The organism is Pseudomonas sp., assembly GCF_036404235.1.
Classification (GTDB): domain Bacteria; phylum Pseudomonadota; class Gammaproteobacteria; order Pseudomonadales; family Pseudomonadaceae; genus Aquipseudomonas.
Genome location: NZ_DASWOT010000139.1, coordinates 1 through 12181, shown reverse-complemented (window position 1 = coordinate 12181; position 12181 = coordinate 1). Strand labels below are relative to the sequence as shown.

General features: G+C 56.7%; 12 protein-coding genes. 5 read left to right on the top strand and 7 right to left on the bottom strand.

Annotated elements, in window-relative coordinates:
• From VGC62_RS17575 to VGC62_RS17560, 4 genes are all read left to right on the top strand, one after another.
• Positions 1 to 1076, top strand: a 1076-nt coding sequence (locus VGC62_RS17575; RefSeq protein WP_331188351.1) for a proton-conducting transporter membrane subunit, incomplete at its 5' end; no start/stop codon positions are given.
• Complete coding sequence (locus VGC62_RS17570) at positions 1073 to 1561, top strand: Na+/H+ antiporter subunit E (RefSeq protein ID WP_331188350.1); 489 nt, start codon at positions 1073 to 1075, stop codon at positions 1559 to 1561. The genes VGC62_RS17575 and VGC62_RS17570, both read left to right, overlap by 4 nt.
• Positions 1558 to 1836, top strand: coding sequence for a K+/H+ antiporter subunit F (locus tag VGC62_RS17565; protein ID WP_331188349.1), 279 nt, complete (start codon positions 1558 to 1560; stop codon positions 1834 to 1836). Before VGC62_RS17570 ends, VGC62_RS17565 begins: the two co-directional genes overlap by 4 nt.
• Entirely contained in the window at positions 1833 to 2198 is a 366-nt protein-coding gene (locus VGC62_RS17560) for a Na+/H+ antiporter subunit G (protein WP_331188348.1), read from the top strand. Before VGC62_RS17565 ends, VGC62_RS17560 begins: the two co-directional genes overlap by 4 nt.
• A gap of 111 nt (positions 2199 to 2309) precedes the next feature.
• Here VGC62_RS17560 and VGC62_RS17555 read toward each other — a convergent pair whose 3' ends face one another.
• The gene (locus VGC62_RS17555; protein WP_331188347.1) at positions 2310 to 2777 is read right to left on the bottom strand and encodes a hypothetical protein; all 468 of its coding nucleotides are present in this window, start codon (positions 2775 to 2777) and stop codon (positions 2310 to 2312) included.
• Between the two features lie 338 nt (positions 2778 to 3115).
• Between VGC62_RS17555 and VGC62_RS17550 the strand changes: the two genes are divergently transcribed.
• Positions 3116 to 3355: a DUF2789 domain-containing protein gene (locus VGC62_RS17550; protein ID WP_331188346.1), complete on the top strand. Its 240-nt coding sequence runs from the start codon at positions 3116 to 3118 to the stop codon at positions 3353 to 3355.
• Between the two features lie 29 nt (positions 3356 to 3384).
• Here the strand turns inward: VGC62_RS17550 and VGC62_RS17545 are convergent, their stop codons facing one another.
• The 6 genes from VGC62_RS17545 to VGC62_RS17520 all read right to left on the bottom strand — a co-directional run bounded on the left by VGC62_RS17545 (position 3385) and on the right by VGC62_RS17520 (position 11844).
• Positions 3385 to 4857 carry a DUF2235 domain-containing protein gene (locus VGC62_RS17545; RefSeq protein ID WP_331188345.1) on the bottom strand — a complete coding sequence of 491 codons (1473 nt, stop codon included), beginning with the start codon at positions 4855 to 4857 and terminating at the stop codon, positions 3385 to 3387.
• A gap of 294 nt (positions 4858 to 5151) precedes the next feature.
• The gene (locus VGC62_RS17540) at positions 5152 to 6390 is read right to left on the bottom strand and encodes a methyl-accepting chemotaxis protein (protein WP_414705819.1); all 1239 of its coding nucleotides are present in this window, start codon (positions 6388 to 6390) and stop codon (positions 5152 to 5154) included.
• Positions 6391 to 7319: 929 nt separating this feature from the next.
• Positions 7320 to 7724 carry a TraR/DksA family transcriptional regulator gene (locus VGC62_RS17535; protein WP_331188343.1) on the bottom strand — a complete coding sequence of 135 codons (405 nt, stop codon included), beginning with the start codon at positions 7722 to 7724 and terminating at the stop codon, positions 7320 to 7322.
• Positions 7725 to 8157: 433 nt separating this feature from the next.
• Positions 8158 to 9180 (bottom strand): ABC transporter permease, encoded by a 1023-nt coding sequence (locus VGC62_RS17530; protein WP_331188352.1) that lies wholly within the window; start codon positions 9178 to 9180, stop codon positions 8158 to 8160.
• Positions 9181 to 9255: 75 nt separating this feature from the next.
• On the bottom strand, positions 9256 to 10839 hold the full coding sequence (locus VGC62_RS17525) for a sugar ABC transporter ATP-binding protein (RefSeq protein WP_331188342.1): 1584 nt from the start codon (positions 10837 to 10839) through the stop codon (positions 9256 to 9258).
• A 75-nt stretch (positions 10840 to 10914) separates the two neighbouring features.
• Positions 10915 to 11844, bottom strand: coding sequence for a sugar ABC transporter substrate-binding protein (locus VGC62_RS17520; protein ID WP_331188341.1), 930 nt, complete (start codon positions 11842 to 11844; stop codon positions 10915 to 10917).
• Between the last annotated feature and the right edge of the window lie 337 nt (positions 11845 to 12181).

Sequence of the window (12181 nt, the reverse complement as noted above, 5' to 3'; positions counted from 1 at the left end):
TCCCGCTGATCGCCGAGAAGGACCTGGGACTGCTGCACGCTGGTGCGGCGATTCTGGCAGTCGCCTTTCTGGCCAAAGCCGGCATGTGGCCGCTGAACTTCTGGCTGGTGCCTGCCTATTCAGCAGCAAGCGCGCCCGTGGCGGCGATCTTCGCGATCATGACCAAGGTGGGTGCCTACACCTTGCTGCGCCTGTGGACCCTGCTGTTTTCCGGGCAGGCGGGTGCCTCGGCGTTTTTTGGCGGGGACTGGCTGATTTACGGCGGGATGGCGACGCTGTTGGTGGCTGCGGTGTCGGTTATTGCCGCCCAACGCCTGGAGCGTATTGCCAGCCTGAGCATTCTGGTGTCGGCCGGGATACTGCTGTCGGCGATTGGTTTTGCCCAGACGAGCCTGACCGCCGGTGCATTGTTTTATCTGGTCAGCTCGACACTGGCCCTGAGCGCGCTGTTCCTGCTGGCTGAGCTGATCGAACGTTCACGATCAGCCAACGAGATCCCGCTGGAGGACGACGCCGGTCAGTTGCCCAAGCCGCTGGAGGCGCTGCACCCGATGCCGGGTACTAATCTGGACGACGAGCAAAAAGCCGTTGTCGGCCAGGTCATTCCCTGGACCATGGCCTTCCTGGGCTTGAGTTTCATCGTCTGTGCGCTGCTGGTCATCGGTATGCCGCCATTGTCCGGGTTCCTGGGCAAGCTGACACTGATCAGCGCGTTGCTTAATCCTCTGGGGCTGGATGTCGCTCAGGATGAAGCCATCGGCACGGTCAGTTGGGCGCTGATTGCCTTGTTGATTTTTTCCGGACTGGCTTCACTGCTGTCGTTCACGCGCATTGGCATTCAAAGATTCTGGACGCCTCTGGAGCGTCCATCGCCTTTGCTAAGGCGTTACGAGTGCCTGCCTATCGTGATCTTGCTGGGGCTGTGCGTAGTGCTGACCTTCAAGGCGCAGGCGTTGCTGCATTACACCCAGGACACCGCCGCCGCGCTGCATGACCCTCAACAGTATGTGTTGTCGGTAATGGCAACCAAGACCCTACCGGGCCCGACCAGTGTCACACCGCAGGTGCTGCCATGAAGCGGCTGTTCCCTGCCCCGTTACTGACACTGTCGCTTTGGGCGCTATGGCTGGTGCTCAATCTGTCGCTCAGCCCCGGCCACCTGCTGCTCGGCGCGCTCTTGGGTTTTGTCGCGCCGCTGATGTTCGCGCCATTGCGACCGCTGCCCGTTCGAATGCGCAAGCCAGGGGTGGCGCTCAAGCTGTTTTTGCTGGTGGGGCGCGACGTTGTCATCTCCAACCTGGCAGTGGCCTGGGGCGTCTGGCGGGGAGGACATAAACCCCCGCGCTCGGCGTTCGTCAAAGTCCCGCTTGACCTGCACAACGCCAATGGCCTGGCAGCACTGGCGATGATCACCACTGTGGTACCGGGTACAGTCTGGTCGGAATTGGCGCTGGATCGCAGTGTGCTGCTGATGCACGTATTTGACCTGGACAACGAAGCGGCCTTCATCGCGCACTTCAAGTCCGCCTACGAACGTCCGCTGATGGAGATTTTCCAATGAGCGCCCTGCTTTCCAACGCGATCCTGTTCAGCCTGTTCATCTTCGCCCTCGCCATGGTCCTGACACTGATCCGCCTGTTCAAAGGGCCCTCGGCGCAGGATCGGGTATTGGCACTGGACTATCTGTACATCCTGGCCATGCTGACGATGCTGGTGCTGGGAATTCGTTATGCCAGTGACACCTATTTCGAAGCGGCGCTATTGATTGCACTGTTCGGTTTTGTCGGTTCATTCGCGCTGGCCAAGTTTCTCCTGCGTGGCGAGGTGATCGAATGAGTTCGCTACAGGCTTTGCCCTTCTGGGCCGAAGTGCTGACCGCCGTATTGCTGGTGCTCAGCAGCCTGTTCGCCTTGACCGGAGCCGTCGGGCTGCTGCGGATGAAGGATTTTTTCCAGCGCATGCACCCTCCTGCGCTGGCCTCGACCCTCGGCGCCTGGTGCGGGGCGCTGGCTTCAATCGTGTATTTCTCGGCGCTCAAATCAAGCCCCGTGGTACACGCCTGGCTGATTCCAATACTGCTGGCGATCACGGTTCCGGTGACCACCTTGCTGCTGGCGCGGACCGGACTGTTTCGCAAGCGCATGGCAGGCGATGACGTCCCACCGGAAGTAAGCGACGGGCAGCGCGAGGGAAACTAGCTTCTGAGCCTTGTTGCGGGAACAGCGTAATCCTGTAGGGCCTTGTAGGCCGGGGACAGATTTGTTTTCGGTGAGTGAAAATAACGTCAGCCCCCTGATCGCCCAGAGTGATCACTCGCTAGGCTTGAACACCAACTCACCTTTGCGCCACTTGGCGGCTTTGGCGGCTGCGCTTTTCAGCACTTTGCTCAGACCGCTGACAATCTGTTCGTTGGCGGCGAACACCATGAAGATGGTCTGCGACTCCTTGAACACAATGCCGTGGCCTTCTGGCGTCGTGACATACGCGTATTCGCCCAGGCCATAAACCGTCATTTTTATCTCGCGAAACTTCAATTCGAACTTTCCGCCTTCTCTGCTGGGCAGCACGGCCGCGCGAAAATGATCGCCAACCTTGAGCTCCAGACGCGGCTTGTCATCGACCACTAACGCGCTGTCGGTGTCGATTTCCGACATGTAAATGCCTTCGGCGGACTGCTCAAGGACATAGACGAAACGGGCCTGGAACTGTTTTACCAGCTTTGCGCGCAGATCACCGAGTACAAATAACGCATGGGTATCCAGATTACTTACTGCCAATGTACAAACTCCCAACCTGAAATAAACCCGCCCGGCCATGCCGCCAGGCAACAAGAATAGCGATCAAACGATGCGCCCTGAGTGCCGAGCGCTGGCACGATGCGGATTCTACCGGCTCGCAGTCTATACGCGATATATACCTTTGGTGCGTTATGGCTCGAATTTGTGCTGCACGACGGAGCGGGGACGCTGTCACAGCGCCCGATGCCCTGCGTGTACGACTATTGGCCAAAGGCTGCACTGCATAGAACTCTTGCATGCCCGCCGACTCCCATGTAACACAGGGCTGAACATACCGTAAACGCCAGTGCGGGCGTCAAGCCCGGCAAGGAGATGACATGGAACTCACCACCCCAACACTTAAAACGTTGTTCGAACAACTCGGCCTCAACTCAGATCAGGCAAGCATTAACGCTTTTGTCGCTCAACACGGGCCACTCCCTGATGATGTCAAAGTGTCCGAAGCCGACTTCTGGACACCCCCGCAGCAAAAATTTCTCAAGAGCGAGCTGCTGCTTGATGCCGAATGGGCAGAGGTGGTGGATGAGTTAAATGTGCTTCTGCACAAAGTCGATTAAAGGTCCACGCCACCGTTGTCATTGATGACTCAGTGCGGGTAGCCCGGCTGTCCGCAATTAGGAAATCTCATGCGCCCTTCAGTGCCCGGCGCATGAACAAATAAACAATCGCCTAACAGGCTAGCTTTTCCAGTCAGTCCGTTCCAGTGCGCCGATCGATGAATATAGCGACGCGACAGCACACGTGTTTCATGCTCGGTCAGCGCGATATGCCCTGCCCGGCCTTGCTCTATCACCTTTTGCGTGATGTTACGCAACTCCGGCGGGAGACTTAAAAACGCAGAATCGGGAATGGGTTCAAAAGGCACCCCTTGTTCGGTCGTCAGGGCATGCATCAGGCGCAAGTACACCCTCGATAAATGCCCAAACACCACGCGCTCCAGCGCCACCGCCGCCCACACCTCTTTCATGCCCCGGGTTGACTGGCTGTGCATCTCCCAGCACTCCACCCGCAGACACGCACCAGGGTCGCGCGGATCCAACCATTGCAAAGAGTCCATGCTATTGAGTTCAGCCTGGGTCTCGCGCCAGGCATCGGTGGACTCACTGAGCGTGCGCAGGCTCACCAGACTACGCCGGGGTCGAGTCAGCAGCACTTTCTCGTAGCTTTGCGGCTGATAGCCACCCCCGATATCCGAATGTGTACCCGGCACTACAATTTCCCTGGACCATCCGGGACTGATGCTGTTCAGGGAAAAATTACGCCGCTGCTCGTCCCCCGCGACCAAATGAATCACTTCCTGTACACAGCCTGGAGGAAGGAACAAATTGACCCGTTTATTGATTGAATCACTGACATTTCCCATATCGGAAATGCCCCCCATCGCCGCCACCGTGTCGAACAGCCCGATCACCTTCACGGTGATGCAGCCATTGGCCCAGGTAAATTGCTCACTCAACGGCAACGTAGTCCGATCAATGACGCCTTCTAGTAATCCATCGCTTTGCTTGAGCACTTCATTGGCCAAATGACGAGCGGCGGCAGCACCACGACTAAAACCAAACAAATCAAGTTCCAATGCTGCAATCCGGCAGCCTGGATTGTGCGAAGCAAATGCACGCAACACAGCGGAAATCTTTTTTACGCTTCTGGCAACTTTAGCGATAACCCCTGTATGACCACGGCCAAAACCCTGCCCCGATAAAAAAGAATCACGACCGCCTGAAGTAGTGCCAATCCCACTGACATAAATGGAGTGATAGGCTTTTAGCCCTTCTCCGACATTTTTTGCGACAGGTTGATTTTTATAAAGGCCAGCCAACAGGGCAATGTTGGTCAAGTCATTGCTGTAACTGCTGCTGGGGTCCGAGTGCCGACCTCCGCACTCTTTGATATGCGCATTGTGATAAGTCTCGGCCATGGCGCGGCAATCTGCGCCGATCTGGCTGTTAATGCGATTATTTCCGGTGCCATCGAAAAACACCCCAAGGCGCAGTGTCACCGCCAGTGAACCACTGTGGGAGACATCCGACTTAACGTACGTGTTGCGTAAATTCATCATAGTGTGGGCGCCTTACAAGTTGTATTAAATAAAGAATGTTAAATAACATTCACTTTCATTCAATACAGCTTGCTTATTGCCAGCCTGACGTCAACCCAACAATCTACGCTTCAGACAAATCCCACAAGTATTGACGACTATATAAACATCCATTTATCGTGATGCCTTACACAAATAGGGTAAATTACTTTATCTCCGCCCTTCCAGAAAATAAAAAAACAAAAAAACCAAACATTCAAGCTCAAACTAATTTCTTCTGATCATCATTAAAAAAGCACCTCGTCATCGAGTGTCTCAACGCCCGCTTGTTGTCCCTTCAACTTCAGGTTTGTAACCCAGGCGTAAACCACCCCAATGCCGTCCATTGACCATGATTGGCACCGACAGATCGTGCATCAGTTCACCCGTGTCGCGGGTGTAGGTCTGCAGCAGCACTGCCTGCTGATGACTGCCGCAACGGACCCCGGTGCGATCGTCGAACTTACGCTTGGTGCGGTTTTGCACCGTGTCTATCGCGGTATCGCCCGTCAACGGTAAGCTGAACGCTTTGTTGTGCGTCGGCACGTAGCCTTGCGGCGTGCAGGCAATCGCGAACACCAATCCTTCGTGGCGCTGCAGCAAAGGCTCCTGGATCGCGGGCAGAACCTGATCGGTGTAACGGTCAAAACGGGTCTGGTATTTGCTCGGCGAGGTATTGGCGATCAATTGGTAGCTGCGATCAAAAAGGTCATCGAGGCTGACGCGCCCCTGCGCGATGTCTTCCTGAAATCTACCAGCGATTTGGCTAGCGCCCTCCCGCGCCAGGTCATAGATGCGTTGGTGGTAATTATCCAGCCCCACTTCTGCCAAACGTTCGCTAATGGTCTCTGCTTGTCTTTCCATCTGTACCGCAGACTGCGCCAACTGGCGGGTTCGGTCATCACTAATGGCCAAGTCGCTGCGCATCTGTTCGACAGCCACGAAAAGGCTGCTCAGTTGTTGTTGATTGGTCTGCGCACCGACTGCGATTTCGCCGACCTGGGTTTCGACACCGGCGGCCAACTGCGCGATGTTGACTAAATGCCGCCCGGTCAACTCCACCTGCTCGACGCCGGTGTCCAGATCACTGGACAACTGACGAATCTGCTCGACCACTTGAACGGTACGTTGTTGAATATCGGCCACCATTTCGCCAACTTCCTGGGTGGCGGTCGCAGTGCGCCGCGCCAGCCCGCGAACCTCGTCGGCGACCACCGCAAAACCCCGCCCATGCTCACCGGCACGGGCGGCTTCGATAGCGGCATTAAGAGCCAACAGGTTGGTCTGGCTGGCGATCGATTGAATGACCGACGTCACACGCTGTATTTCTTCACTGCGCTGGCTCAGGGCTTCGATCAATTGTCGGCTGCCTTCGGCACGCTGGCTAAGCTGATGCATTCGGCTAATCGATTCGTTTAGCACGTGCAGCCCCGCATCGCTGCTTTGGCGCGCATCGCTGGCGGCATTCAGGGCTTGCTGACTGAGCTGCGAGGTCGCCCGCTCAGTTGTGATCATGATGTCGGCGCTGCTGACAATCTGTTCGGCAGCATCCACCTGAGACTGCAAGCGGCTCGCCAGTTGTTTGACCGAAAATGCCACGCCGGCTGCCGACAACGCGTTGTGACTGGTGGTGTAGGAAAGATCGCGAGTCAGTTGGCTGATCGCGCTGTCCTGCGCCTCAATCGGCAGCGAAACAGACCGCGCGCGCAGTACACGCGGGAGCCAGATCGACAGCAGCGCCAGCGCACAACAGAGATAAACAGAGAAGCCGCCCCAAGCCACAGCGGCGAACAGGATACAGAGCGCAAGACTTTGCAAAAATGGCGTCCACCCACTCAAGAAAGACGCAGCCACACCCAACTCAGGAAGCGGTTCGGCGAGCGATGCCGTTATTTGCGAGCGTGTGCCTGTGTAACGTCCATTAGCAGCCATTTCCTGTGCCCCACCCTGCTTATCATTATTTTGTCTGTATTAAACGTCAGATAGCGGCCATCCGCCATGAGTTGTTGGTGGTAGTCGATTGGAAATTGGAGGGGGGGTCGGGGGGAAACAGCAATCAGAAGGACATCAGGATAGGTGTAAAAACACGCTTTCCCTGTCAAAAAAAAGATAGGTCATTGATTTAACAGGCGATAAATAACCTGTTGGCGCGAGGCCAGAACGCAATGAAGGAGCGCAGCTTGTCCCGCGACCTGGCGCGCAGCGGCAGTAAACCCGTGTGCGCGGCCAGCCTGTCACACCGCATGCGCGGGTTTTACGACGGGTCCCCGCCGGTCGCGGGACAAGCCCAGCTCCAACAAGATCCAGTGTTTGCTACGCGACAGCGCGGCGTCTGGACGACAAGCGATCCCCCGCAGGACAGGTATCCGGCGGGAGGATGACGGGTTATCACCGTCGATATTCGCTGAATGCCCGAGGACCGGGCACTTGAGCGATGCGTAGAATCAAGCCTGACGCTGGTGACGGTCGATCTGTTCGTGCCGTTCCTGCGCTTCGATGCAATATTTGGTGGTCGGGCTGATCAGCAAGCGTTTGAGGCCAATTGCCTCGCCGCTGTCGTCACACCAGCCAAACGTATCATCGGCAATACGGGAAAGCGCCATTTCCAGTTGCGGCAGCATCCGCTGGTCGCGGTCAATCACGTTCACCAACCAGTGACGCTCTTCTTCAACAGAAGCGGCATCGGCCGGATCGGCCGGAGAGTCCAGGCTTTCGATAGCGATACGGCTCTGCTCGATGCGCGCGTGGATTTCCAGCTTCATGGATTGCAACAGCTCGACGAAGAAAGCGTGCTGCTCGGCGTTCATGTAATCATCGGCCGGCATCGCCAGCAACTTTTCCTTGGTCATTGATTTCTCTATAAAAAAAACGTGCATTAAGGCGAATTAAAGGAGCGGCTCAGCGTAGCCGTAAAAGCGCCATAGTCTCCAAGCGCCACCTGGCACTCAATTTACGAGGGGCGGCAGTCTAAGGCCGGGTTCACTACTCGGCAACATAATTGAACGAGATTCGCTCAACAAGCCCCCAAAAGCCCGTAGGCATTGAGTAAAACCTGTCTCTGTAGCCTGCACAATTGCCGAAGACTACGAACCGTCTTTCACCCAGCAGGGTTTTGACATAGTTCTCAGCCCTTGGCAGCGCCTACGCTGGACCGTACCCAAATCCAATAAAATCGCGGACTCAATCCCGAGGACAGACTCTGACTCGGCACCCCCGCGTCGGTTCAACCCCCTGGCAAAACAAAAGGGCCTGCCAAGGCCCTTTTATCTGCACATCATCCACTCAGCGCTTGCGTTTGCGCTTGTTACGGTATTGGTCGATCACCACCGCTACCACGATGATCAACCCTTTGATGATGTCCTGAACATACGCGTCGACACCGACAAAAGTAAACCCACTGGCCATTACGCCCAGGATCAATGCCCCAATCACCGTCCCAGTGATACGCCCCACGCCGCCCGCCAGGCTGGTTCCGCCAATAACTGCCGCCGCAATGGCATCCAGCTCATACGACATGCCCATCCCCGCCTGCCCTGTCGCCGCACGCGCTGAAGCTACCACACCCGCCAAGCCCGCCAACAAACCGGCGATGCTGTAGACAATCACCAGGTGACGCTTGACGTTGATCCCGGACGTGCGCGCCGCCTGCATGTTGCCGCCGATGGCGTAGGTGTATTTACCGTATTTGGTGTAGCGCAGCGCGATGTGAAAGATCACCGCCACGACCAAAAAGATGATCACCGGCATCGCGCCTTGGCCAATGGCGGTGTAGGAGTCGTTAAGCATGCTCACTGGCTGGCCTTCGGTATAAAACCGCGCCAGGCCACGGGCCGAGACCATCATGCCCAAGGTGGCGATGAACGGAGGGATTCCGGTCACAGCGATAATGCTGCCGTTGATTGCACCGGCCAGCAATCCGACCCCAAGCCCTACGATGACCGGAATCCACACCGGCAAGTCGGTCAACGAGGGGAACACCGCTCGCGTGTAATCCGAAGATTGTGCAAGGCTTGCCGCAATCATCGCCGACAGCGCAAGCACCGACCCCGACGACAAGTCGATACCGGTGGTGATGATCACCTGAGTCACGCCGATGGCCAGCAGGCCAATAATCGACACCTGCAAGATCATCAGCACCAGACGCTGGGAGTTCATCAGAAAACTCTGATCGCGAACGATCCAACCGAACACCTCGAAGATCAGACCGATGCCAATCAGGACCAGAAAGATACTCAGCTCAGTGGGCAAACGGCGTTTCTGCCTGGCCGGTGCCATGGCAGGTTTGTTGTCCAGAATCACGTTCATTTTCATGCGTGCCTCTTATTCTTGTCGGGTGTGTGCCAGCAAACTGCCCTTGGGTAGACAGCGCGTCAGTGGACTTCAATGAACGGGATCTCGATGGACACAATGGCCCGACGCCAAGTGCATCACTCGCTCCTGCGTCGCTTCGGCACGGTCCAGGGTGCCCATCAGTTCGCCTTCATGCATCACCAACACTCGATCGCTCATACCCAGCACTTCAGGCAGCTCCGAGGAAATCATGATTACGGCCATGCCTTCGCTGGCAAGAAAGGCAATCAACCGATAGATTTCGGCCTTGGCGCCGACATCGATACCCCGCGTTGGCTCATCGAGAATCAATATCCTTGGTTTGGTCATCAGCCAGCGTGCGAGCAAGGCCTTCTGCTGATTACCGCCAGACAGCGTGTCGATGCACTGCTCCAGCGAAGGTGTCTTGACGCGCAGCTTCTTGCACATGTCTTCGCACAGCACGCGCAGGGCTTTTTGTTGCACGAAGCCGCTGCCGGCGTAATGGCGCAGCACGGCCATCTCCATGTTTTCCAGTACCGACAGGCATGGGAACAGCCCGCTGAGCTTGCGATCCTCGGTCAACAGCGCAAAGCCCTTTTCGATGGCAAAATGCGGATCGCCGACACGGATCGGCGTGCCGTCCAACTCAATCTCGCCACGCGTGCTGGGAGTGATGCCGAAAAGGGTTTCGGCGACATTGGTTCGGCCCGACCCCATCAAACCGGCAATGCCAAGAATTTCCCCGGCGTGCAGATCAAACGACACCCCCTCAAACACACCGCTCAGCGACAGATCGCGCACCGATAACAGCAGCTTGCCAATCGGGGTTTCCCGCTCCGGGAATAATTGCGTCAACTCACGTCCGACCATCATCGAAATCAGACTGTCGCCGTCCATGCTGTCGGCGCGCTGCAAGCCGATGTAAGCGCCATCGCGAAACACCGCCACTTCGTCGGCGATGCTGAACACTTCCTTCATTTTGTGGGTGATGTAGATAATGCCCTTACCCTGCGAGCGCAGATCGGCAATGATCGAGAACAGGTGCGCGACTTCGGTTTCAGTGATCGCCGACGTGGGCTCGTCCATGATCAAGACGTCGGAGTCGTAGGATACTGCCTTGGCGATCTCGACCATCTGCCGCTCGGCGATGCTCAAGTTACCGACCAATTCCTGCGGATCGAGGTTGATACGCAGGCGCTCAAGCAGCGCGGCAGTGCAGCGGTACATTTCCCGATGATCGACCATGTGAAAGCTGTTGAGCTGTTCACGACCGATCCAGATGTTCTCGGCGATGCTCATGTGCGGCATCAGGTTCAATTCCTGATGGATCATGGCAATGCCCGATTGTAGGGCCGATAACGGCGTGTCGAAAGTAACCGGCTTGCCACGCAGGCGAATCTCGCCAGCATCGGGCGAGTAAATACCGGCAATGATCTTCATCAGCGTCGATTTACCCGCGCCATTCTCGCCCATCAACGCCAGCACGCTGCCAGATCGTAGGCGCAGTTGTACGTTGTCCAGCGCGACGACGCCGGGAAACCCTTTACTGACGTTGAGGATTTCCAGCAGGTAAGGCGATTCGGCGCTCAGCACGGCAGCATCGCAGGCGGTATCGGTTCTGGCGCTGGTCGAAGCGGTAGCTGAAACGAACATGATCACTGGCTCCTCGGCGGGGAGGATTGCTGCGCAGGCCTCCCCGGACACGTCTGTTATGACCTGAAGGTCGTGTTATTTGAAGGTGTCGACGTTCTCAGGCGTGATCAGACGATAAGGAATCACAATCGCCTGGGTTTCCAGCTTTTCGTTTTTCGCCATCTTCACGGCGGCATCAATGGCACCCTCGGCCTGCCCCTTGGCGTCCTGAAACACCGAGACAGTCAACTGGCCTTTCTTGATTGCGTTAAGGCCATCGGGCGTGCCGTCAACCCCCGCGACCAACACAGCGCCCTGTTTCTTGCCGGCCTGTTTGAGTGCCATTGCGGCGCCGATGGCCATTTCGTCGTTGTTGGACACCACCGCGCTGAAGTCGCGGCCCTGGGTCAGCCAGTCGTTGGTGATGTCCATGCCTTTTTGCCGCCCCCAGGCGCCGCTCTGCTCTTGATCGACCTTGATTCCGGGGTATTTGGCGATGATCGCCTTCACACCCTTGGTACGGTTTTGCGTCGAGTTGTTCGACAGGTCGCCCAGCAGAATCACGATGCTGCCTTTGCCGTCCATCTTGTCGGCCAGGTATTGCATCTGCAGCCTGCCGGCTTCTTCATCGTCGGAGGTGACGGTGGCAACACCTGCGGGCAGTTTCAGGTCATCGGGACGGCGGTTGACATAAACCAACGGGATTTTGGCGGCGACAGCAGCCTTGGTGATTTGAGCGGTGGCGGCGGTGTCGACAGGGTTGACGATCAGAGCGTCGACTTTTTTGCCGATCAGCTCGCTGACCTGATCGATCTGTTTGTTCACATCGCCGCGACCGTCGACGAACTGCAAATCGACGCCGCCCATGGCTTTGGCTTTGTCGCCCATGTCCTGGCGCATGTAGGTCAACCAGGTGTCGTCGAATTGCGACATGGCCACGCCGATCTTTAGATCCGCGGCCACGGCGGCGTTACTGCTGAGCATCATCGCCAGTGTCAGCGAGGTAAAACCAAGCTTGATATTCATGAGCGGTCTGTCTCCAAATTCTTGTTGTTGTAGTGAATTGGGTAGCGACTTTTTTATACGAGGCCTTCAAATACCGCTGGCAGCCGAACAATCAGCGCACCCGGCAAGCAGCAAACCAGATGCTGTTGCACTCGATGCACACAGCGCTGGCGAGGGTTTTGAGTGCGTGCTTGGGGCCGAGCAGAAAAGAAGATTCGGTGCGTGGATGACCCTGCAAATCGAGGCGCGAGGCGGTCCAGGTGAGGCATGCAAGGCGCAAGAGGTGAAACGAAACCGCAGGCGCTGAAGCCATGAGTAGAAGTTTTCATCGACGGTACCTGTCTATTATTAGTTTTTT

Coding starts and splice junctions, on each gene's coding strand:
- VGC62_RS17540 (WP_414705819.1), bottom strand. CDS start 6,390: ATGATCACAACTGAGCGGGCGACCTCGCAGCTCAGTCAGCAAGCCCTG.
- VGC62_RS17535 (WP_331188343.1), bottom strand. CDS start 7,724: ATGACCAAGGAAAAGTTGCTGGCGATGCCGGCCGATGATTACATGAAC.
- VGC62_RS17530 (WP_331188352.1), bottom strand. CDS start 9,180: ATGAACGTGATTCTGGACAACAAACCTGCCATGGCACCGGCCAGGCAG.
- VGC62_RS17545 (WP_331188345.1), bottom strand. CDS start 4,857: ATGATGAATTTACGCAACACGTACGTTAAGTCGGATGTCTCCCACAGT.
- VGC62_RS17550 (WP_331188346.1), top strand. CDS start 3,116: ATGGAACTCACCACCCCAACACTTAAAACGTTGTTCGAACAACTCGGC.
- VGC62_RS17560 (WP_331188348.1), top strand. CDS start 1,833: ATGAGTTCGCTACAGGCTTTGCCCTTCTGGGCCGAAGTGCTGACCGCC.
- VGC62_RS17565 (WP_331188349.1), top strand. CDS start 1,558: ATGAGCGCCCTGCTTTCCAACGCGATCCTGTTCAGCCTGTTCATCTTC.
- VGC62_RS17570 (WP_331188350.1), top strand. CDS start 1,073: ATGAAGCGGCTGTTCCCTGCCCCGTTACTGACACTGTCGCTTTGGGCG.
- VGC62_RS17520 (WP_331188341.1), bottom strand. CDS start 11,844: ATGAATATCAAGCTTGGTTTTACCTCGCTGACACTGGCGATGATGCTC.
- VGC62_RS17525 (WP_331188342.1), bottom strand. CDS start 10,839: ATGTTCGTTTCAGCTACCGCTTCGACCAGCGCCAGAACCGATACCGCC.